The 21,812-nt window shown below is 61.5% G+C and carries 21 protein-coding genes; 9 read left to right on the top strand and 12 right to left on the bottom strand.

Annotation, left to right across the window (positions count from 1 at the left end; genetic code table 11):
• Positions 1-53 precede the first annotated feature (53 nt).
• On the top strand, positions 54-1,433 hold the full coding sequence (locus CAG46_RS03585) for a sodium:solute symporter (protein WP_025340155.1): 1,380 nt from the start codon (positions 54-56) through the stop codon (positions 1,431-1,433).
• 189 nt (positions 1,434-1,622) lie between these two features.
• On the opposite strand, the gene CAG46_RS29020 is transcribed toward CAG46_RS03585, so the two are convergent.
• Complete coding sequence (locus CAG46_RS29020; RefSeq protein ID WP_009683677.1) at positions 1,623-1,751, bottom strand: PA1414 family protein; 129 nt, start codon at positions 1,749-1,751, stop codon at positions 1,623-1,625.
• Positions 1,752-1,875: 124 nt separating this feature from the next.
• Entirely contained in the window at positions 1,876-2,769 is an 894-nt protein-coding gene (locus CAG46_RS03580; protein ID WP_015271294.1) for a LysR family transcriptional regulator, read from the bottom strand.
• A gap of 106 nt (positions 2,770-2,875) precedes the next feature.
• Here CAG46_RS03580 and CAG46_RS03575 point away from each other — a divergent pair, with 106 nt between their 5' ends.
• Entirely contained in the window at positions 2,876-4,048 is a 1,173-nt protein-coding gene (locus CAG46_RS03575; RefSeq protein ID WP_025340157.1) for an MFS transporter, read from the top strand.
• 127 nt (positions 4,049-4,175) lie between these two features.
• Here the strand turns inward: CAG46_RS03575 and CAG46_RS03570 are convergent, their stop codons facing one another.
• Together CAG46_RS03570 and CAG46_RS03565 are read right to left on the bottom strand one after the other, a co-directional pair.
• Complete coding sequence (locus tag CAG46_RS03570; protein WP_075045983.1) at positions 4,176-5,102, bottom strand: DMT family transporter; 927 nt, start codon at positions 5,100-5,102, stop codon at positions 4,176-4,178.
• 106 nt (positions 5,103-5,208) lie between these two features.
• Complete coding sequence (locus CAG46_RS03565; protein WP_013973698.1) at positions 5,209-5,604, bottom strand: hypothetical protein; 396 nt, start codon at positions 5,602-5,604, stop codon at positions 5,209-5,211.
• A gap of 193 nt (positions 5,605-5,797) precedes the next feature.
• Here CAG46_RS03565 and CAG46_RS03560 point away from each other — a divergent pair, with 193 nt between their 5' ends.
• Positions 5,798-6,070, top strand: a complete 273-nt coding sequence (locus CAG46_RS03560; protein WP_025340165.1) for a hypothetical protein — start codon at positions 5,798-5,800, stop codon at positions 6,068-6,070.
• Positions 6,071-6,195: 125 nt separating this feature from the next.
• Here CAG46_RS03560 and CAG46_RS03555 read toward each other — a convergent pair whose 3' ends face one another.
• Positions 6,196-7,557, bottom strand: a complete 1,362-nt coding sequence (locus CAG46_RS03555; RefSeq protein WP_039612590.1) for a DEAD/DEAH box helicase — start codon at positions 7,555-7,557, stop codon at positions 6,196-6,198.
• Positions 7,558-7,660: 103 nt separating this feature from the next.
• On the opposite strand from CAG46_RS03555, the gene CAG46_RS03550 reads away from it, so the two are divergent.
• Positions 7,661-8,962, top strand: coding sequence for a mechanosensitive ion channel family protein (locus CAG46_RS03550; protein WP_075045985.1), 1,302 nt, complete (start codon positions 7,661-7,663; stop codon positions 8,960-8,962).
• Between the two features lie 211 nt (positions 8,963-9,173).
• On the opposite strand, the gene CAG46_RS03545 is transcribed toward CAG46_RS03550, so the two are convergent.
• Positions 9,174-9,443, bottom strand: a complete 270-nt coding sequence (locus CAG46_RS03545; RefSeq protein WP_085600479.1) for a DUF3077 domain-containing protein — start codon at positions 9,441-9,443, stop codon at positions 9,174-9,176.
• Between the two features lie 97 nt (positions 9,444-9,540).
• Positions 9,541-9,783 (bottom strand): hypothetical protein, encoded by a 243-nt coding sequence (locus tag CAG46_RS03540; RefSeq protein ID WP_085618607.1) that lies wholly within the window; start codon positions 9,781-9,783, stop codon positions 9,541-9,543.
• A 975-nt stretch (positions 9,784-10,758) separates the two neighbouring features.
• Between CAG46_RS03540 and CAG46_RS03535 the strand changes: the two genes are divergently transcribed.
• On the top strand, positions 10,759-12,093 hold the full coding sequence (locus tag CAG46_RS03535; RefSeq protein ID WP_085618609.1) for a hypothetical protein: 1,335 nt from the start codon (positions 10,759-10,761) through the stop codon (positions 12,091-12,093).
• Positions 12,094-12,400: 307 nt separating this feature from the next.
• Here CAG46_RS03535 and CAG46_RS03530 read toward each other — a convergent pair whose 3' ends face one another.
• The 4 genes from CAG46_RS03530 to CAG46_RS03510 all read right to left on the bottom strand — a co-directional run bounded on the left by CAG46_RS03530 (position 12,401) and on the right by CAG46_RS03510 (position 16,083).
• Positions 12,401-13,777 carry a cytosine permease gene (locus CAG46_RS03530; protein ID WP_085618612.1) on the bottom strand — a complete coding sequence of 459 codons (1,377 nt, stop codon included), beginning with the start codon at positions 13,775-13,777 and terminating at the stop codon, positions 12,401-12,403.
• A 72-nt stretch (positions 13,778-13,849) separates the two neighbouring features.
• Positions 13,850-14,731, bottom strand: a complete 882-nt coding sequence (locus CAG46_RS03525) for a carboxylate/amino acid/amine transporter (RefSeq protein ID WP_085618614.1) — start codon at positions 14,729-14,731, stop codon at positions 13,850-13,852.
• A 328-nt stretch (positions 14,732-15,059) separates the two neighbouring features.
• On the bottom strand, positions 15,060-15,659 hold the full coding sequence (locus tag CAG46_RS03515; RefSeq protein ID WP_025340170.1) for an FMN-dependent NADH-azoreductase: 600 nt from the start codon (positions 15,657-15,659) through the stop codon (positions 15,060-15,062).
• Between the two features lie 109 nt (positions 15,660-15,768).
• Positions 15,769-16,083, bottom strand: coding sequence for a hypothetical protein (locus CAG46_RS03510; RefSeq protein ID WP_012051530.1), 315 nt, complete (start codon positions 16,081-16,083; stop codon positions 15,769-15,771).
• 48 nt (positions 16,084-16,131) lie between these two features.
• On the opposite strand from CAG46_RS03510, the gene CAG46_RS03505 reads away from it, so the two are divergent.
• From CAG46_RS03505 to CAG46_RS03490, 4 genes are all read left to right on the top strand, one after another.
• Entirely contained in the window at positions 16,132-17,055 is a 924-nt protein-coding gene (locus CAG46_RS03505; RefSeq protein ID WP_012273620.1) for a LysR family transcriptional regulator, read from the top strand.
• A gap of 13 nt (positions 17,056-17,068) precedes the next feature.
• The gene (locus CAG46_RS03500; RefSeq protein ID WP_085618618.1) at positions 17,069-17,881 is read left to right on the top strand and encodes an alpha/beta fold hydrolase; all 813 of its coding nucleotides are present in this window, start codon (positions 17,069-17,071) and stop codon (positions 17,879-17,881) included.
• A complete protein-coding gene (locus CAG46_RS03495; protein WP_085618620.1) occupies positions 17,875-18,432 on the top strand; it encodes a peptidylprolyl isomerase in 558 nt (185 codons plus the stop codon). The genes CAG46_RS03500 and CAG46_RS03495 overlap by 7 nt, the downstream gene beginning before the upstream one ends.
• Before the next feature lie 62 nt (positions 18,433-18,494).
• A complete protein-coding gene (locus CAG46_RS03490) occupies positions 18,495-20,327 on the top strand; it encodes an ABC transporter ATP-binding protein (RefSeq protein ID WP_025340173.1) in 1,833 nt (610 codons plus the stop codon).
• A 126-nt stretch (positions 20,328-20,453) separates the two neighbouring features.
• On the opposite strand, the gene CAG46_RS03485 is transcribed toward CAG46_RS03490, so the two are convergent.
• Positions 20,454-21,581, bottom strand: a complete 1,128-nt coding sequence (locus CAG46_RS03485) for a GNAT family N-acetyltransferase (protein ID WP_085618652.1) — start codon at positions 21,579-21,581, stop codon at positions 20,454-20,456.
• Between the last annotated feature and the right edge of the window lie 231 nt (positions 21,582-21,812).

Here is a 21,812-nt window from a genome sequence, read left to right as displayed (position 1 = left end):
AACCCGCCCGCGTGGTCGATCTCGCCATAATAAAGATAATCGGGAGACCCCCAATGGCCTTGGACATCATTGTTGTAATGATCTACACCGCCGGCATGCTCGGGCTTGGCTGGTATGGCATGCGGCGCGCGAAAACCCACGAGGACTACCTGGTGGCCGGGCGCAACCTCGGCCCGGTCCTGTACATGGGTACCATGGCCACCACCGTGCTCGGTGGCGCTTCCACCGTCGGCACCGTGCGCCTGGGCTACGTCCACGGCATCTCCGGCTTCTGGCTGTGCGCAGCCCTGGGCCTGGGCATCATCGCCCTCAACCTGTTCCTCGCCAAACCCTTGCTGCGCCTGCGCATCTTCACCGTGACCCAGGTGCTGGAGCAGCGCTACAACCCGGCCGCACGCCAGGCCAGCGCCGTGATCATGCTGGCCTACGCACTGATGATCGGCGTCACCTCGACCCTGGCCATGGCCACCGTATTGCAGGTGCTGCTCGACCTGCCGTTCTGGGCCTCGCTGCTGCTGGGCGGTGGTGTGGTGGTGCTGTACTCGACCATCGGCGGCATGTGGTCGCTCACCCTGACCGACATCGTCCAGTTCGTGATCAAGACCGTCGGCCTGATGTTCATCCTGCTGCCAGTGTGCCTGTACAAGGCCGGTGGCTGGGACACCCTGGTGGCCAAGCTGCCGGCGGCCAGCTTCCAGCTGACCACCATTGGCTGGGACACCATCATCACCTACTTCCTGATCTACTTCTTCGGCATCCTCATCGGCCAGGATATCTGGCAGCGGGTGTTCACTGCCCGTGACGAGAAGGTCTGCCAGCGCGCCGGCACCACCGCCGGTGTGTACTGCGTACTGTACGGCCTGGCCTGCGCCGCGATCGGCATGGCCGCGCATGTGCTGATGCCCGACCTGGCCAACCCGAACAATGCCTTTGCCGAGATGATCAAGACCACCCTGCCCGATGGCATCCGTGGCCTGCTGATGGCAGCGGCGCTGGCCGCCATGATGTCCACCGCCAGCGCCGGCCTGCTGGCTGCATCGACCACCCTGACCGAAGACCTGCTGCCCAAGCTGCGTGGCGGCAAGGCGTCGAGCCTGGGCGTCAGCCGCCTGTTCACCCTGCTCACCGGCCTGGTGGTGCTGGGCATCGCCCTGGTGGTGAACGATGTGATCAATGCCCTGACCCTGGCCTACAACCTGCTGGTCGGCGGCATGCTGATCCCGCTGATCGGCGCGATCTTCTGGAAGCGCGCTACCACCGCCGGGGCTATCGCCAGCATGTCGCTGGGCTTTGCCACCGCGCTGCTGTTCATGTTCAAGGATGGGCTGGAGGCCAATACGCCGATCTACTACAGCCTGGCGGTTGGTCTGGTGAGCTTTGTGGTGGTCAGCCTGATGTCGCGTAAATCGGTGGCGGCGGTGAAGCTGGCCTGATAGATCGCGGCTGCCTGTACAGGCCCTTTCGCGGGTAAACCCGCTCCCACAGGAATATCACAGGTCTCGAGTGCTGTGGGGTACCTGTGGGAGCGGGTTTACCCGCGAAGAGGCCGGTACAGGCAACACACAACTGGCAGACACAAAAAGGCCGCTGCACCCACCCAGGTGCAGCGGCCTTTGTCTGTATCAGCGACGACGCGGTTGGCGTTTGCGCTGCTCTTCATCAGTCGGGATCGGCACCGGCTGCAAGGGTGGTGGAATCAGCCCCAAGGCGACAGCCAGGTCGTGGAGCCAGTTGGACAGTGGTTTATTCATAATGCCCCCTTGACGGGTCAGCCTCACGGCAATTCAATCCTGCGATGTTTCATACAGATCATAGCCCTATGTCCTGTATTACGCATGCCTCTAAACCTACAGATACGGGCCATTTTGATACGGATCAAGCCGTAACGGCGCATTCCGACGACTGGTTAATCGTTTCGCTTTGTTGCAGGTCGATCCAGGCCTGCAAATTTGCCCCGCGCATGCCCTGGCGCCACATCAACCAGGTGACCGCCTGATCGAACGGCGCCTGCAGTTGGTGCACCCGCACCCGGTCGCGCCCGGGCAGGCTGTCGAGCATCGACCTGGCCATCATCGCCACACCCGCGCCGGCGATCACGCAGGCCAGCATGCTCTGGTACGACTCGATTTCCATCACCCGGCCCATTGGCGTATGGGCATGGGCATACCAGGCCTCCAGGCGCATGCGGTACGAGCAGCCCTGGCGGAAGGTGAACACCGCCTTGCCCGCCACATCCTTGGCAGTGTGTACCGCAGGGTGCTCGGGGCTGGTGATCAGCACCAGCTGCTCATCGCAAAGCGGCACGCCATCGAGCCCGGCAAGGCTTGGTGGCCCGTCCACCAGGGCCGCGTCCAAGGTGTGGTTGAGCAGGCCTTCCAGCAGCTCGCCACTGGGCGCCGCACGCACCTGCAGGTTAACCGCCGGGTAGGCCTGGTGATAACGCGCCAGCAACCCCGGCAAATGGGTCGCCGCCGTGCTGTACATGGTCCCCAGCACGAAGTCCCCGGCCGGTTGGCCGCCACGCACGGCGGCCAGCGCCTCGTCGCGCAAGGCTGACATGCGGTTGGCGTAGTCCAGCAGCACCTTGCCCGCCGGCGACAGCTGCAGGCGCTGGCGTTCGCGCAGGAACAGCTCGACACCCAGTTGCTCCTCGAGCTGGCGCAAGCGTGTCGACAGGTTCGATGGCACCCGATGCAGGCGCTCTGCGGCACGGGTGACCGAACCTTCCTCGGCCACGGCCTGGAAGATACGTAGTTGGCTGAATTCCACGGCATTCTCCAAAACAGAACAACTTGATCATCATTATTCAATTTTATTGAAAAATAAACCGCCCTAACCTGCCAGCCATCGCTTACATCCGTGCAGGAGACTCGTCATGTCGCCACTCATTCAACTGCTGGCCAGCGCCGTGGCGCTGATGATGGCCATGGGCATCGGCCGTTTCGCCCTGACCCCGCAGCTGCCGCAACTGATCGCCGAAGGCCAGTTCGACCTGACGGTCGCCGGGCTGGTGGCCGCGGCCAACTACCTGGGTTACTTCATCGGCGCGGTCGATGCCATGTTCGCTCGCTCGCCGGGCCAGGTGCGCCTGCGCCTGCACGGTGGGCTGTGGCTGTGCGTGCTGCTGACCCTGGCCTCATGGGCCGCAGACGGGTTCTGGAGCCACCTGCTGCTGCGCTTCGGCACCGGCGTGGCCAGCGCCTGGGTGCTGGTGATGATCACCAGCCTCAGCCAACAGGTGGCCAATGCAAACAACCGCCAGCGCCTGGGTGCCCTGGTGTTCGCGGGGCCTGGGCTGGGCATTGCGCTGACGGGTTTGCTGGCGCTGGTGGCGCATTTGTGGGGGCTGGGCTCGGCAGCACTGTGGCTGATCTATGCCGTGGCCGCGCTGGTGATGCTGCTGGCGGTCCGGCCTTGGCTGCCAAGGGCGCTGCAAGCGGCGCCGGTGCCGTCGGCTGCACGCCAGGGCCCGACGCGCAGTGTCGGCATCGGCCGCCTGGGGCTGGTGTATGCGCTGTATGGCGTGGGTTACATCCTGCCGGCCACCTTCCTGTCGCAAATGGCCAACCAGCAGTTCCACGGGCAGTGGCTGGCCGACCTGTTCTGGCCGGCGTTTGGCCTGGCGGCGGCGCTGGGGGTGCTGCTGGTGAGCCTGCGGCGTGGCGGCCGCACCTCGGCCTGGCTCACGGCCACCCTGTGGCTGCAGGGGCTGGGTGTACTGGCCTGCCTGATGGGCGGGGGTGTCGGGCTGGCGTTGGGCGTGGTGCTGTGTGGCGGGCCGTTCCTGGCCTGCATGCAGCTGGTGATGCAACGTTCGCGGGAGCTGGCGCCGCATGCCACGCAGCGCAATGCCGGGCTGCTGACAGCCTGTTTTGCCTTGGGGCAATTGAGTGGGCCGCTGCTGGCGGCGGTCAGCAGCCATTACAGCGGCGGGCTGCAGCCGGCGCTGATGGTGGCTGCGGGTGGGTTGGTGGTGGCTGGGGGGCTGGTGCTGTTTGGCAGCTCTGCACAGCAGGGCAGCGCCTGTCAGGCCAAGGCAGCATCCTGAATCGTGGCTGCCCGTGCCGGCCTCTTCGCGGGTAAACCCGCTCCCACAGGGACTGCACAGGCCTTGAAGATTGTGCGGCCCCTGTGGGAGCGGGTTTACCCGCGAAGAGGCCGTAACAGGCTAAAACTCACCCCACAAACTTACGCAACTGCTGCTTCACCCAAGGCTCGGCACTCACCAGGACCACCCCCAGCAGCACCATCAACGCGCCAACCACAAAGTTCAGGCTCAGCGGCTCATCCAGCAACAACACGCCGAAGGTCACCCCGAACAGCGGGGTGATGAACGAGAACACTGCCAGGTTCGACGCCAGGTATTTGCGCAGCAACCAGAACCAGGTCAGGTAGCTGATGAACGACACCACAATCCCCTGGAACAGCACGCTGCCCATCGCCAGCGGCGTCAGCGTGACCGCGCCGATCTGGCCGCTGAGCAAGGCAATCAGCAGCAACCCGGCAAAGCCCACCGCCAGCTGATAGAACAGGGTCAGGGTCGCCGGTGCTTCCGACAGCCGCGAGCAACGCACCACCACCGTGGTCGCCCCCCAGGCCAGCCCGGCGATCACGCCAAAGGCATCCCCCAGCAGGGTGCGGCCATCCATGTGCTCGAACGACATGCCGCCCGCAAACGCCATGGCAATGCCGCCGAAGGCCAGCAGGATCCCCAGCCATTGCAGCAGCCGCAGGCGTTCGCTGGGCAACCTGAAATGCAGGCCTAACGCGGTAAACACCGGCGCGGTATAGAGGAACACCGACATGTGCGCCGCAGAGGTCAGCTTCAGCCCCTCGGCAATGAACAGGAACTCCAGGCCGAACAGCCCGCCCGCCACCACCCCGGCACGCCAGGTGCTGCCGACCTGCTCCCAGCCCCCGCGCCAGCACAGCATCAGGCCCACCAGCACGGCGGCGATGCCGTTGCGCAGGGCCGCCTGCATCACCGGCGCAATATCGATGGCGGCAGTCTTGATCAACACCTGCTGGCAGCCCCAGATCAGGCACAGCCCCAGCATCACCTGGAAGGCAAAGGCGTCGGGGTTCTTGCGGACCGCGCTCATAGGCGGGCCTCTGCGGTGGTCATTGGCATGGGCAAGGGCTCGGCAGTGTTCAGGAACTACCGATTATCGGGTTTCCATGGCCGCCCTTGCCAGCCTCAAAACGACCTCAGGCGATCTGTGCCTTCGCCGACACCTGCTCGAAGGTGGTTTCGTCCAGCGCATCCTCCTGCTCGTCCAGCACCTGGCGCGGGTGCTCGAAGCCGGGAATGCTGCTGTCGATCAGGCTCATCAGCCGCGAACCGCGCTCGGTCAGCACGAAGTTCTCGCCATTGCCGCCATCCTCTTCGGGCCGGGTTTCGATGAATCCACGCTCGAACAACAACCTTTCGTATTCGCAGGCACGGGTTTTCAGGTGGTCCAGGTCGCCCACCGGCTCCCCCTTGGCAGCCAGTGCCGCAGCGTGCTGCTCGGCATAGGGGCGTGGCGTGAAGCTGTGACCGGCGCCGTTCTGCACCTCGTGCAGCAAACGCTCGATCAGGTCCCAGTCGTAGGCGATGCTCATGGCTACGGGCTCCTGCTGTGGACGGAAGGGGTACACAGGTTGGGACCTGTCGAGGTTGCCCAGCGTTCCGAAATATCTCAGCGCTGGCGTTGTTGGGGACAGGCTGACCATGAAGTGCCACCGGTCGAAGGCGCTGAACTAACGGCCAGGCGCATGCCTCCACCGGGCATCACCACCGCCGGAGGTAGGAAGGATGAAACTGCTGCTGCCCATTGCCTGCGCCACTGCCCTGTTCTGCGCCCTGCCCGCCTGGGCCTGCACACCGGAAGAAGCAACGCAGAAACGCGAAGAGCTGGCCGGGTTGGTCACCCAGTTGACCGAGCAGAACCCGCAGAAGGCCAAGGAGATCAATGACGAGCTGCAAGGGATGGAGCTTGGGACGGCGAGCAAGGATTTGCCCGACAAGTGTCAGCTGATCGACAAGCGGATCAAGGAGTTGAAAGAGGCGGAGAAAAAGGCTGAATAGTGGCCGCCTGTGCTGGCCTTTTCGCGGGTAAACCCGCTCCCACAGGGATCGCACAGGCCTGGAAGCCTGTAGGGTCGCTGTGGGAGCGGGTTCACCCGCGAAGAAGCTAACACCGTTACCGAGCGTTACTCAGCCGCAGGCTTGCGCTTCTTCAGCGGCGCCAGGCCGTCGGCGCTGGCCAGCGGTGCATTGGCCTTCGGCTTGGCGGTTGGCTTGCGCTTGGCGGCCGCCTTCTTGTCACCGGTCTTCTTCTCGACTTTTTTCTTCTTGCTGCCAGCCGCCTTGCCCGAGGCCTTGACCTTCTTAGGCCCGTTGTAGGTGCCCTTCACTTCCTTGATCACCCGGCGCTCGAACTGCTGCTTGAGGTAGCGCTCGATGCTCGACATCAGGTTCCAGTCGTTGTGGGTGATCAGCGAGATCGCCAGGCCTTCGCCACCGGCACGGCCGGTACGGCCCACGCGGTGCACGTACTCGTCACCACTGCGCGGCATGTCGAAGTTGATCACCAGGTCCAGGCCGTCGATGTCCAGGCCACGGGCCGCAACGTCGGTAGCCACCAGCACCTTGGAGCTGCCCTGCTTGAAGCGGTCCAGGGCCAGCTTGCGGTCCTTCTGGTCCTTCTCGCCATGCAGCACGAAGGCCTTCACGTCCTTGGCCACCAGGTGGCCGTAGATGCGGTCGGCCAGGGCGCGGGTGTTGGTGAAGATGATCGCCTTGTCGAAGGTTTCGTTGGCCAGCAGCCACTGCACGATCTGCTCTTTGTGCTGGTCGTGGTCAGCGGTGATGATCTGCTGGCGGGTGCCTTCGGCCAGCTGCGAGACGCTGTTGAGCATCAGGTGCTCTGGGTCTTTCAGCACCTTGCCGATGATGTCGCGCAGGGCCGCACCACCGGTGGTGGCGGAGAACAGCAGGGTCTGCTGGCGGTTCTCGCACTCCTTGCACAGGCGCTCCATGTCTTCGGCGAAGCCCATGTCGAGCATGCGGTCGGCTTCGTCGAGGATCAGCACCTGTACGTGGGACAGGTCGAGGTTGCCCGCATTGAGCTGCTCGAGCAGGCGGCCCGGGGTGCCGATCAGCACATCCGGCACCTTGCGCAGCATGGCGGCCTGTTCCTTGAAGTCTTCACCGCCGGTAACCAGGCCCGACTTGATGTAGGTGAACTGCGAGAACAGCTGTACCTGCTTGAGGGTCTGCTGGGCCAGTTCACGGGTCGGCAGCAGGATCAGCGCACGGATCTCGACGCGGCGTTCGCGCAGGTCGACCAGGCGGTTGAGCAGCGGCAGCACGAAGGCCGCGGTCTTGCCGCTGCCGGTCTGCGCGGTCACGCGCAGGTCACGCCCTTGCAGGGCCAGGGGGATGGCCGCGGCCTGCACCGGGGTTGGCTCGACAAAGTTAAGCTCGGCCACGGCTTTAAGCAGGCGTTCGTGCAGGGCGAATTGGGAGAACACGGAGGTAACCTCAGGCAAGTGCGGAAAATTCAGTTGCATAGGGTAACGTTTTCTGCCGCCTTAGCCGAATTTCTTTTGGCAACTTTGTCGCCATCCGCGCTCTAATGGCGCTTCGTTTGGCAACAAGACTGTACGCAAGCCCATGGATATCCAACGAATCTGGCGTGACTCCCTCGACCTGTGGGGCACCCTTGACCAACATCCGATGCTGCACGCGGCCATTGGCCTGGCGGTGCTGCTGCTCATTTCCCTGGTCATCGGCCGCCTGGCACGCTTCCTGGTGCTGCATGGCGCCCGCCTGCTGGCCCGCCAGCCAGCGCTGAAATGGCTGGACGACCTGCGCAACAACAAGGTGTTCCACCGCCTGGCACAGACCACGCCGTCACTGGTGCTGCAGTTCGGCCTGAAACTGGTGCCCGAGCTGTCCGACACCGCCCAGCACTTCCTCGGCAATGTCGCCCTGGCCTTTACCCTGCTGTTCATGACCATGGCGCTGTCGTGCCTGCTGGATGCCCTGCTCGACATCTATGCCCGCACCGAACACGCCCGCACCCGCTCTATCAAGGGTTACGTGCAACTGGCCAAGATGATGCTGTGGATCTTCGCCTCCATCGTCATCGTCGCCACCCTGATCGACCGCTCGCCGCTGTTGCTGCTGTCGGGCCTGGGTGCCATGTCGGCGGTGCTGCTGTTGGTGTACAAGGACACCCTGCTGTCGTTCGTCGCCAGTGTGCAGCTGACCAGCAATGACATGCTGCACGTGGGCGACTGGATCGAAATGCCCCAGGTGGGTGCCGATGGCGATGTGGTGGACATCACCCTGCACACGGTGAAGGTGCAGAATTTCGATAAGACCATCGTCTCCATCCCCACCTGGCGCCTGATGAGCGAGTCGTTCCGCAACTACCGCGGCATGCAGCAGTCCGGTGGCCGACGCATCAAGCGCAGCCTGTTCATCGATGCGGCTGGCGTGCGGTTCCTGACTCGCGAGGAAGAACAGCGGCTCACCCAGGTCAGCCTTCTGCGCGATTACCTGGCGGGCAAGCGCCAGGAACTGCAAAGCTGGAACGAAGCCCTGGGGCCAGTGGCCGAGCTGTCGGCCAACCGCCGCAAGCTGACCAACATCGGCACCTTCCGGGCGTTTGCCCTGGCCTACCTGAAGAATCACCCCAACGTGCACCCGAACATGACCTGCATGGTGCGGCAGATGCAGACCACCGCCGAGGGCGTGCCGCTGGAGATCTACTGCTTTACCACCACCACGGCGTGGGCTGAGTACGAGCGGATTCAGGGGGATATCTTCGATTATCTGCTTGCGGTGTTGCCGGAGTTTGGCTTGAGCCTGTATCAGCAGCCAAGTGGCAACGACATGCGGGCGGGGTTGAGCGGGCGTGTATCGCAGGAGCCTGTGCCGCGTCGGCTGGAAGACATGAGCGAGGCTTGATATTGCCGGGGCTGCTTCGCAGCCCATCGCCGGCAAGCCAGCTCCCACAGGCACCGCGCAAAATTCGAGAGGTGTGCAGTACCTGGGGGAGCAACTGTCTTGCTTATATTCTAAAAGTTGGTGCGATCCCCTGTGGGAGCTGGCTTGCCGGCGATGGGCCGCAAAGCGGCCCCAAATTGCTTGACTGACTGGCATTACGCCTGAGGGTGGTTCAAGGGTTTTTCATCATGCCCAGTTCAGCATCATCCATGAGCGCCTTGGCCAAGGCACAGAGGTAGTGCGAAGCCCAGATTAGCTGGGGTTTGTCTTCCATCAAGCCGTCCAGGGTCATGTCCCGCGCGTAGCCCATCAGCTCCGAAGCTTGTTCGCGGGCGCTCTGGCAAGGGATGCCGGCTTCGATACGGAACAGCGGATGGGTCTGGTTTTCACCTTGGTAGAAAGTGGTTTTGCCGACGGTGAATTTGGTTTCTTCTGTAGACATCGTTCAATCTCCCCCGAAATCTCTAGTGCCTGGGCTGGCCTTATCGCCGGCAAGCCGGGCTCCCACAGAGGCAGCCCCAGGCGAATCATGATGCGGATTAATGCAGCGTCTGCGGATCCGCTGGTTTTTGGACTTGAGCCAGCGCTGATTCAAGCAACTTGCGGAGGGTCTCCAGCTCGTGCATTGACGCCATCATCAATACCGAGACGGGTGATCTGGGTTGCATCAAAACGGCTTGCTGAGCAACGACTTCGGCGCATAGCGCGTAATCCGCGGCCATCAGCAGCGTGTCTTCCAGGGAGTGGAGGTTGCAGGGTGGATCGGGGACTATGTTCAGCATGGTGTAACCCTCAAATTGAGAAACCCGGCGCACCCGAAGGTGCCCCACGCACAGCCGCCATTGAAGGCAAAGCTATAAATTGCAATTTGAGTCGGCCTGTCAAAGCCGGTCGTTGAATCGCAACGACCAGCCGAGACTAGTGGTCAACCCGGAACACCACAATGGCTGGCAGTATCTTTGGGAAATGCCCTACAAGAAAGAAGCAAAATCCGATTTTTTTAGCCGTTAGGTGTACAGCAGGTGACGCTGGCGATGCATACTGAACGACGGCGTTAGACTCTGTACAAAATCCTGAGAAATCCAATCGCCGCCCCTTGACCGCTGAGATTTAGGGGCCCCGCCATCAATGGAAAGTAACTCTATGATGGCAAAGTGTCGCGATCTCTTCCAGCCTGCGCAATTAGCGAATACGGTTTCTCAGGAGGATGTCATCTCGTCATTACAGCCAGGGATTGTAGCGACTGATTGAGCCGTACCAACCATGGGGATCGGTGCCAGCAATCGCGAAGCTATACTCAGGAAATGTCTGAACGTATGCTCTGATGTGCGGCAAGCGAAAGGCTACACCGTCTGTTTAAGATAACCATCGACAGCCCGACGACACACGTTTGCGGCCAGGTTAGCGAGCCTTGCCTGATGACCGATCCTAGGGCACTTGAATTCACTGAGAGTTAGTTTTCGGTGGCAACGTCAAGCACCAAACCGACTTTGGTCTGAAACGATCCGGCGTCAGATACCTGGACATGGTCTACGAAACGACGCTGTCTCTACGACGCAGTGTTAAAAATCCCATGGGCCTGGATAGCACGGTCACACCGCGATGTTCTTGAGATCTGCCAGCGACTTTTTGCTACGCTGCGATCCGGTACAACGACCAGAAAGTCCACGCCCCTGCCTCAACCAAATTTACCTATGGAAAATAGTTGAGTCGCCAGATAATATCAGACTGACATCTCAGGATGGAGGGGGTGAAAGGTGACGGTAAATCTGGTGAATTTTGATGAGCTGGCTGGCAACCTTAGCAGCCTGTCATTCAACGTTGCGAATATCAATAAACTCTTTACTACTACAACGCTTTATGAACAGCTATTAAAAGAAGATACCATTAATGTAAGCGATGTTTCTCTCGACAAACGGGAGCGTTTTTTCACCACTACCAACCCCATATTTTTACGCCGCATTCACTTTACGGGCGCCAACCAAAAAGGGATTGAACTGGTCATTTATACATCAGAAGGCACCACTCGAACTGTCTCAGTCCCACCAGAAACGAGAGGCGCATCTGTAGCTATCATCAACGAGTTCTGCGTAAAGTTTTCAATCAAGACCAGCAACAAACTCTCGAAACCAACACTTAGAAAAATTGACATTTTCGGCTTTAACTTTATCAATATACAGAAAACAAAAGCCGGCATTCAAAACTATATTACCGCAAACAATAACATTGCAGAATTCATCAAGCAGGCTCGATCGGAGGTCAGCGACCTGCAGGCCAGCCATGATGAACTGACCGCCAAGTCAACCTCTTTAGCTGAATCGATCGAAACTTTAACCACTGAGTCAGCTGAACTTTCAGCCAATGTCAATAAAGAAATGGCTACACTAGGTCAGGTCAAGGCATCGATCAAAGAGTCTGAAAGCGATCTGAACAAGTTCAACGCAGAAATTGAGGCAAAACGTAGCAATGCGCAACAACTCGATCGGGAGCGCAAAATTCTTAACGACGAAATCGCCTCCCTAAAACAAGAACTATCAAGTCTGGTGAACGACCGAAGCGTAATCTCGGATGAGTTCACTGACTACGTAAAGGAAGGCAAGGCACAAGCAAGAATCTATCTCGCACTGATGATATTGCCCTGCCTTACCATTGGCCTATGTGCATTTCTGATTCATAACGGCGCGAGCAACCTAGTATTTACCCATTATGCTGCGCGAGAAGACATGATTGCAGCATTGCTGCTTCGAATCCCGCTTGCAGTCGCACTAGGGGCAGCGATCTACTATTCTTGGCTCATCGGCTCGGCATTCTTGAGAAAGATCTTCAGCATCCAAGAAGAACGTTTGACCTTGGCCAAATTGCTCGTGCTAGCGAAAAATACCGTATTCTCTACCGCAGAAGACTTGGGTATCGATCCGAAAGAGAAGTTTTACCTGCGAACCAGGCTAAAAATCGAACTTCTGAAGTCGCACCTTGCAAAGGATATCGGATCTGAAATGAGATTGATGGAGCTTGAGAAAATGACTACACCACTTGGTAAGGCGCAAGATGCTGAGGATGAGGAGCCCGAGACTGAAGCTAAGTCAACATAGCATTCGGATTGAGCTTTAAGTGCTCTACACCGCCGATGAAGAATGGCGTAGCGGTGCTGATGTGCAAGGTTATGGGAGATCTATCTGCGGATTAAACCCAACCAAACCGCTAATGGCCACCTCCGTAACTTGCCTTAAATCTAGATGACCAACTGGGGGTATCGCTTTTCTCTCGCCCTCACTCGGTTTAAAACGCTGTCCGTGTGCTTTGGAGATGCGGCAGTCCGGCCAGACCATGAGCTTACTGCAGAGATGAGATTGAGATTGCCGGGGCTGCTGTACAGCCCCTTCCCGTCTCAAGGCCGCGTCAGCGCAGCGCACTCCTGGTTGTCGAAAGCGGCTTGCTTTCGCGGCTGTGGAGCATGCAATACAACGCACCCGCCAGGATCAACCCCATCGCCCAACTGATGTCCGCCCCCAGCCACTCGGCCACGAACCCCGTGTAGAACGATAGCTTCATGAACGGGATGGTACCGATGATCGACACGGCGTACACCGCCAGGCTTCGACGATTGAAGCAGCCGTAACGCCCCTTGGAGTCATACAGCGCCCCGACATCATAGTGGCCTCGGCATACCCAGTAGTAATCCACCAGGTTGATAGCGCTCCATGGGATCAACAGGTACAGCTGGCCGATCAGGATGTCGGCAAAGAACGTATCGAAATTGTATTGGGTGGCGATGGCGATCACCGTTGCCGCTGCGGTCAGCCCAGCCATCACCAAGGCCTTGGCAGTCGCGGTCACGCGCCGGATGGTCTTGAAGGCGCCAAAGATCGTGACCGACGACATGTAGGCGCTGTACAGGCACAAGACGTTGTACTGGATCACCCCCAGTGCAATCACTGCCAGCGCCAGCGGCGCCCACGGGCCGAACAACGCGGCAATGGCTGTCGCCGGGTCATGCCCCAGTGCCGAGGGCAGTTCCACCGCCACCAGCGCGCCGAGCGCCATCATGGCGAAGGAGCCCAGCGCACAACCACAATAGGTGGCCCAGAAGGTGGCGCGTGGGTTGACGTTGGCCGGGAGGTAGCGCGAGTAATCGGCTACATAGGGGCCATACCCCAGCGTCCAGGAGGCCGACTGGGCCACGATCAGGTTGAAGGCGGTGAACGAGAAGCCGGTACTCACTGCCGTTGTGGTTGCCATGTCGCCGGGGTGCAGAAGGATCAGCACCAGGGCGCCAGCAAAAACCAGTGTGGACAACAGGCTCATCCACGCGCCCAGGCGGTGGATCAGCTCGTAGCCGACAAAGCCGATGACAAAAGTCAGCAAGCCGACCACCACGATCGCCTGGTCATCGCTCATGGGCACCAGCGCCTGCAGGGCATTGCGCATCAGCACGCCGCTGGCGGCGAGGAACAGGACTGCGGCCGTGACCATCACCAGCAGAGGGAGCGCGGCACCATGGACACCGAACTGGGCCCGGCTCTGGATCATCTGTGGCACGCCCAGGTGAGGCCCCTGGGCAGAATGCGCGGCCATGAACACTGTGCCGATCAGGTTGCCGACCAACAGGCCCAGCAAGGTCCAGCCCAGACTCAGCCCCGAGGCAGCGCCCAGGGTGCCGACCATCAGGGCGGTTATCTGGAAATTGGAGCTGAACCAGATGGTGAACAATCGTTTAGGCGTGCCATAACGCTCGGCGTGTGGGACAAATTCGATACTTCGCGTTTCTAGCTTCACGCCGGTCTCCCGATTTTGTTTTCATGATTATCGGGTAGGTACCGGCGGGATTTGGGTTCAGTAACGAACGCGTCATAGCTGGCTGCGCCATGGCTTGCTTGATAACGTCAGGGTACCCAGGCGGCTCATCCACACCGACGCCAGGATCACTGCCCCGCCGATGAACAGCCTGCCCAATGGCTCGTCCTGGTTCCAGATCAGTAGATTGAGCAGCAACCCTACCGGCACATGCAGGTTGTTCATCACCGCCAGCGTCCCGCCCGAAACCATGCAGGCGCCCTTGTTCCACCAGTACAGGCCCAGCGCCGTCGGGCACAGGCCCAGGAACAGCAGCACCAGCCACTGCACATCGGTGGTCGGCAAGTGCTGGGCGTTGCCAAACAGCAGGAAGGCCGGCAACACCACGATCAACGCGCCCAGGTAGAAGTAGCCAAAGCGCTTGTAGTGCGGCAAGTCGCTGGGGTGGCGTGCAACCAGGTGGCGGTACAGCACCTGGCCGGCGGCGTAGGTGAAGTTGGCCAGTTGCAGCAGCAGGAAGCCGATGAAGAACTCGCCGCTGATGGTGTCGAAGCGGATCACCGCCGCGCCGGCCACCGCCACCAGCGCTGCGAGCAGCGCCCAAGGGTTGAAACGCCGGTTCATGGCGTCTTCGATCAGCGTCACGTGCAACGGCGTGAGAATGGTGAACAGCAGCACCTCCGGCACGGTGAGCACGCGAAAGCTCAGGTACAGGCAGACGTAGGTGATGCCGTACTGCAGCGCGCCGATCAGCAGCATCGCGCGCATGAAGCGCGGCTCGACCTGGCGCCAGCGGGTCAGCGGCAGGAACACCAGGCCAGCCAGCACCACGCGCGCGAGAACGGCAAAGTAGCTGTCGACGTGCCCGGCCAGGTACTCGCCGATCAGGCTGAAGGAAAACGCCTGGATCAGCGCGACAATTATCAGGTAGCCCATGGTTGCCTCTCGTGGATCAAGGCCGCGACCTTAGCGGGTTGCGGCAAATGAGTTCAACCATGAGGAAAGTAAGGACGGCAGCGCACGCGGTCTATGTAGGAGCGGCCTTGTGTCGCGAAAGGGGTGCGAAGCGCCCCTGGGATCTCTGCACAGCAGCACATACTGCCGGGGCTGCTTTGCAGCCCTTTCGCGACACAAGGCCGCTCCTACACAGAGCAAAAGCAGACCGCATGTGCACAAATATAAAAAAAAAAGCCCGGCCATGCAGGCCGGGCAGGTACACCCAAAGGAGCAACAACAGGTGTCAGGGTTGGGAATTCGCTAAGCCTCAGGCCACCGCCGCCAGCTTGGCCTTGGCCTGGTTGACGCCCTTCTCGTGGAAGTCAGGGCTCATGTTCAGGCCTTCGGCATGGATGAAGTCGACATCGTGAATGCCGATGAAGGCCATTACCTGGCGCAGGTACGGTTCCTGGTGGTCGCTGGTGGCGCCGGCGTGGATGCCGCCACGGGCAGTCAGGACGATGGCGCGCTTGCCGGTCAGCAAGCCCTGCGGGCCGGTGGGGGTGTACTTGAAGGTGATGCCGGCACGCAGCACGTGGTCCAGCCAGGCCTTGAGGGTGCTGGGGATGGTGAAGTTGTACATCGGCGCAGCCATCACCAGCACGTCGGCGGCGAGCAGCTCATCGGTCAGTTCGTTGGAGCGGGCCAAGGCGTCCAGCTCGGCAGCACTGCGCTGTTCTTCGGGCTTCATCCAGCCACCCAGCAGGTTGGCGTCCAGATGCGGCACCGGGTTCACGGCCAGGTCGCGCACACTGATCTGATCGGCCGGGTGGGCGGCCTGCCACTGCTGGATGAAATCACGGGTCAGCTGACGGGAAACGGAATCCTGCTGGCGGGCGCTGCTTTCGATGATCAGTACGCGGGACATGGGGGGCCTCCATCGGCAAAAAGGGTTGCGATTCGATGGAGGTGAGATTACGGCTTGACCTATCGATAAAAAAGCGTAAAAAGTGGGTTCAATCTATCGATTTATCAGTTTATTCTGCACTGCAGTTCAAGGCGATCCGTAATTTGATGATCTGCCGGTTGAACTTGGCAGTGACATCGACGCTTTTACCGGCCGGTACGTTCACCCGGCGCACCCGTGGTGCCTCGGGGCCATTGCGGAAAGTCACCTTGCACGCGGCCGGTACCTGCCCATAGTTGTTGAGGGTGATGGCGCCAATGTCATAGGCCGTGTCATAGGCGGTGTAGTCGAGCTTTACCCCGGTCAGTTCCTTCTCAACGTCGATGGGATAAGCCATGGCCCCGAGGGGCAGGCACATCAGTATTGCCGCACAACATTTCTTCATGGGCCGCTCTCCTTGAAAGAGCGCAGCTTAGGACAACAGGAGCGAAAGATGAAAGCGCCGCGCGTAACCCTTGACCAGTGGCGAACCCTGCAGGCAGTGGTCGATCACGGTGGGTTTGCCCAGGCCGCCGAGGCACTGCACCGCTCGCAGTCATCGGTCAGCTACACCGTGGCCCGCATGCAGGAGCAACTGGGCGTGCCGCTGCTGCGCATCGACGGCCGCAAGGCGGTGCTCACCGAGGCCGGCAATGTCCTGCTGCGCCGTTCGCGCCACCTGGTCAAGCAGGCCAGCCAGCTCGAGGACCTTGCCCACCACATGGAACAGGGCTGGGAGGCCGAGGTACGCCTGGTGGTCGATGCCGCCTACCCCAGTGCCCGCCTGGTACGCGCCCTGGCCGCGTTCATGCCGCAGAGCCGTGGCTGCCGGGTACGCCTGCGTGAAGAAGTGCTGTCTGGCGTCGAGGAAGTGATGCACGAAGGCATCGCCGACCTGGCCATCAGCAGCTACAGCATCGGCGGCTACCTGGGCGCCGAACTGAGCGCGGTGGAGTTCGTCGCCGTCGCCCACCCCGAACACAGCCTGCACCGCCTGGGCCGCGAACTGACCTTCCAGGACCTGGAAAGCCAGTTGCAGGTGGTAATCCGCGACTCCGGCCGCGCCCAGCCGCGCGATGTCGGCTGGCTGGGTGCCGAGCAACGCTGGACCGTCGGTAGCCTGGGCACCGCCGCTACCTTCGTCAGCAGTGGTCTGGGCTTTGCCTGGCTGCCCCGCCACATGATCGAGCGCGAGCTGCGCGAAGGCGTGCTCAAGCCGTTGCCGCTGGATCAGGGTGGCAGCCGCCACCCACTGTTCTACCTTTATTCGAGCAAAGAGAAGACCTTGGGCCCGGCTACGCAGATTCTCATCGACCTGCTGCGCAATTTCGACACCGCGCCACTGGACGTGCCCTTCGCAGCCCCCCCACAAGCCTGAGAGGACCGCGCCCATGGCCTATTTCGAACACGAAGGATGCGCACTGCATTACGAGGAATATGGCCAGGGCGAACCCCTGGTATTGCTGCATGGCCTGGGCTCCAGCTGCCAGGACTGGGAGCTGCAGGTACCGGTGCTCAGCCACCACTACCGGGTAATCCTCATGGACATCCGCGGCCACGGCCGCTCCGATAAGCCACGCGACGGCTACCAGATCGCCACCTTCAGTGCCGACCTGCTGGCCCTGCTCGAACACCTGCACACCGGCCCGGTGCACTTCGTCGGCCTGTCCATGGGTGGCATGGTCGGCTTCCAGTTCGCCGTCGATCACCCGCAGTGGCTGCGCAGCCTGTGCATCGTCAACAGCGCCCCCGAGGTCAAGCGCCGCACCCGCAGTGACTGGGCATGGTGGCTCAAGCGCTGGGGCCTGGCGCGCCTGCTCAGTGTCGAAACCGTCGGCAAGGGCCTGGCCGAGCGGCTGTTCCCCAAACCGCAGCAGGCCGAACTGCGGCACAAGATGGCCCAGCGCTGGGCACGCAACGACAAGCGCGCCTACCTCAAGAGTTTCGACGCCATCGTCGACTGGGGCGTGCAGGAACGCATCGGCCAGATCCACTGTCCTACCCTGGTGATCGCCGCCGACCACGATTACACCCCGATACAACTGAAAGAACGCTACGTCGCCCTGATGCCCCACGCCAGGCTGGTGGTCATCGACGATTCCCGGCACGCTACACCCCTCGACCAACCCGAGGTCTTCAACCAGACCCTGCTGCAGTTCCTTGCAGCCGCTTCCACCTCTCAAGGATCTTTGAGCCCATGCTGAAAAAACTCCTGCTCACCGCCTGCTCGGTCGCCTTCGCCACCAGCGTCATGGCCTCCGACAAGACCCCGCACGTACTGCTGGACACCAGCTTCGGCCAGGTCGAAATCGAACTGAATGCCGAGAAGGCGCCGGTCAGTACCAAGAACTTCCTCGAGTACGTCGACAGCGGCTTCTACAACAACACCATCTTCCACCGGGTGATCCCGGGCTTCATGGTCCAGGGCGGCGGTTTCACCGACCAGATGGTCCAGAAAGACACCAAGGACCCGATCAAGAACGAGGCCAGCAACGGCCTGCAGAACACCCGTGGCACGCTGTCGATGGCGCGTACCTCCAACCCGAACTCGGCCACCAGCCAGTTCTTCATCAACGTCGCCGACAACGATTTTCTCAATCCGGGCCGCGACGCCGGTTACGCCGTGTTCGGCAAAGTGACCAAGGGCATGGAGGTGGTAGACCAGATCGTCAATTCACCGACCACCGTCAAGAAAGGCATGCGCGATGTGCCGGCCGATCCGGTCTACATCAAGTCCGCCAAACGCATCGACTGACCGCAGGTTTCACAGGGATGTGAAACCTTCCGGGGTCGGGTAGCACAGGAGTCTTGTCACCCATGCTGTACCGCCGTTTCGAGCAACTGATCGACATCTTCCGCGACGCGCCCAGCGAGTCGCCACCCGGCCAGGTGTGGCCGTTCTACCTCTACTACCTGCGCCAGGTGTGGCCGAGCTTTGTCGCCCTGCTGGTGGTGGGCCTGGTCGCCTCGCTGATCGAGGTGGCGATGTTCAGCTACCTCAGCCGCATCATCGACCTGGCCCAGGGTACGCCCAATGCCAATTTCTTCAGCGAACACAGCGGCGAGCTGATCTGGATGCTGGTGGTGATCCTGCTGCTGCGGCCGGTATTCTTCGGCCTGCACGACCTGCTGGTGCACCAGACCATCAACCCCGGCATGACCAGTCTGATCCGCTGGCAGAACCACACCTATGTGCTCAAGCAGAGCCTGAACTTCTTCCAGAGCGACTTCGCCGGGCGCATCGCCCAGCGCATCATGCAGACCGGCAACTCGCTGCGCGACTCTGCGGTGCAGGCGGTGGATGCGCTATGGCATGTGCTGATCTACGCCATCACCTCGCTGGTGCTGTTCGCCGAGGCCGACTGGCGCCTGATGCTGCCGCTGTTGCTGTGGATCGCCGGCTACATCGCCGCGCTGTTCTACTTCGTCCCCCGGGTGAAGGAGCGTTCGGTGATCTCCTCCGACGCCCGCTCCAAGCTGATGGGGCGCATCGTCGACGGCTACACCAACATCGCCACCCTCAAGCTTTTCGCCCACACCGACTTCGAGCAGCAGTACGCCCGCGAAGCGATCCGCGAACAGACAGAGAAAACCCAGCTGGCCGCACGCGTGGTCACCAGCATGGACGTGGTCATCACCACCCTCAATGGCCTGCTGGTGGTCGCCACCACCGGCCTGGCGCTGTGGCTGTGGAGCCAGTCGCTGATCACCGTCGGCGCCATCGCCCTGGCCACCGGCCTGGTGATCCGCATCGTCAACATGTCGGGCTGGATCATGTGGGTGGTCAACGGCATCTTCGAGAACATCGGCATGGTCCAGGACGGCCTGCAGACCATCGCCCAGCCGGTCACCGTCACCGACCGGCCCAACGCACCGGCGCTCAAGGTAAGCCGCGGTGCGGTGCGTTTCGATGACGTGGACTTCCATTACGGCAAGGCCGCCAACGTGATCGAAGGGCTCGACCTGGACATCCGCCCGGGCGAGAAGATCGGCCTGATCGGCCCGTCCGGGGCAGGCAAGTCGACCCTGGTCAACCTGCTGCTACGGCTGTATGACGTGCAGGGCGGGCGCATCCTCATCGACGGCCAGGACATTGCCGAAGTGAGCCAGGCCAGCCTGCGCGCGCAGATCGGCATGATCACCCAGGACACCTCGCTGCTGCACCGCTCGATCCGCGACAACCTGCTGTATGGTCGCCCCGGTGCCAGCGAGGCGGCGCTGCATGAAGCGGTGCGCCGGGCCCGCGCCGACGAGTTCATCCCGCAGTTGTCGGACGCCCAGGGGCGCACCGGTTTCGATGCCCATGTGGGCGAGCGCGGGGTCAAGCTGTCGGGTGGCCAGCGCCAGCGCATCGCGATTGCCCGGGTGTTGTTGAAGAATGCACCGATCCTGATCATGGACGAGGCCACTTCGGCGCTGGATTCGGAGGTGGAGGCAGCGATCCAGGAAAGCCTGGAGACGCTGATGCAGGGCAAGACAGTGATCGCCATTGCCCACCGGCTTTCCACCATTGCGCGGATGGACCGGCTGGTGGTGCTGGACAAGGGGCGGATTGTCGAGAGTGGCAGCCACAGTGAACTGCTGGAGCAGCAAGGCTTGTATGCCCGGTTGTGGCATCACCAGACCGGGGGGTTTGTCGGGGTCGACTGATTTCCTGTGCCGGCCTCTTCGCGGGTAAACCCGCTCCCACAGGATTACCGCAGATATCGAGAACTGTGCGATCCCTGTGGGAGCGGGTTTACCCGCGAAGAGGCCAGTACAGGCACTACGATTGGATCAGTCCCGGCGATAGGGCAGCATCCCCCTGGCCTCCTCGGCATAGGCCCGTACCCCTTCCCGCTCCTGCGCCAGAAAATCCTCCACCGCCCGCCGCAGCCCCGGGTGCAGCAGGTAGTGCCACGACCGCGTCAGCACCGGCTCGAAGCCGCGAATCAGCTTGTGCTCCCCCTGCGCCCCGGCATCGAAACGCTGCAGCCCTTCGGCGATGGCAAAGTCCATGCCCTGGTAGAAACAGGTTTCGAAATGCAGCCGGTCGAATTCGTCCAGGCACCCCCAGTAGCGGCCAAACAGGCTGTCGCCCCCCACCAGGCTCAGGGCCATGGCCACATCACGGCCACCCTGCCGCGCCATCACCACGCGCAAGGCCTCGGGCATGCGCTCGGCCAGCAGGCTGAAGAACTCGCGTGTCAGGTAGGGCGCACGGCGGCGCACCGCGTAGGTATTGGCGTAGCAGCGGTAGACGAAATCCCACTGCGCCTCATCCAGTTCACCCCCACGGTACCAGCGGAATTCAATACCGTGCCCGGCCACCTGTTCACGCTCCTTGCGCATCTGCTTGCGCTTGCGCGAACTCAGGCTGTCGAGAAAATCTTGGAAGTCACGGTAGCCGTGGTTGCGCCAATGAAACTGGCAGCCCAGGCGCTCCATCCAGCCCGGCTGGCCGGCCAGCTGGTCGTCCAGCGCCGGCTCGGTGAAATTGATGTGCGCACCAGACAGCCCGCCCTTGCCCAGGTACTCCGGTAACGCCTGCAGTACCAGCAGGCCATCAGCTGGGTCGGCGGCGAGCAGGCGCGGGCCGCTGACCGGGCTGAACGGCACGGCACCGAGCAGCTTGGGGTAGTAGGCAATGCCGGCCCGCTCACAGGCATCGGCCCAGCCATGGTCGAACACGTACTCGCCAAACGAGTGCCATTTGCGGTACGCCGGCAGCAGCGCCCGTACCTGCCCGTCACGTTCCAGCACCAGGTGCTCGGCGGCCCAGCCGGTGTTGCGCGCGACGCTGCCGCTGTCCTCCATGGCGCTGAGAAACGCATGGCGCAGGAACGGTTGGCCGGCCGGCACCAGGGCATCCCAGGTGGCCGCCGGTAAATCACGCAGATGGGCAAGGCTGTACAGGCTGGTCACGGTTTCGGCTCGCTGTTTCAAGGTACCCAGTATCCCCAAGGAAGGCCCGCCACTCAAATCACGATAGCCGGGACAGATCCTTTTATTCTCAATTACTTAACCGCAGTGCCACTAATTCGACATTAATCTGTCATTCGCCCCCGCAATACTTGCGCCTGTTTTCCGGAACCCCAGAACCTGTCTATTCAGGCCCTTTCCGAAGACATGCCAACACAGGGGCGGGCGCTTGAG

The sequence above is a fragment of the Pseudomonas sp. B23(2017) genome (assembly GCF_002113725.1).
GTDB classification, from domain to species: Bacteria; Pseudomonadota; Gammaproteobacteria; order Pseudomonadales; family Pseudomonadaceae; genus Aquipseudomonas; species Aquipseudomonas putida_Z.
Note: the sequence above shows the minus strand (reverse complement) of the source record. Positions and strands in the feature narration are given on the sequence as shown.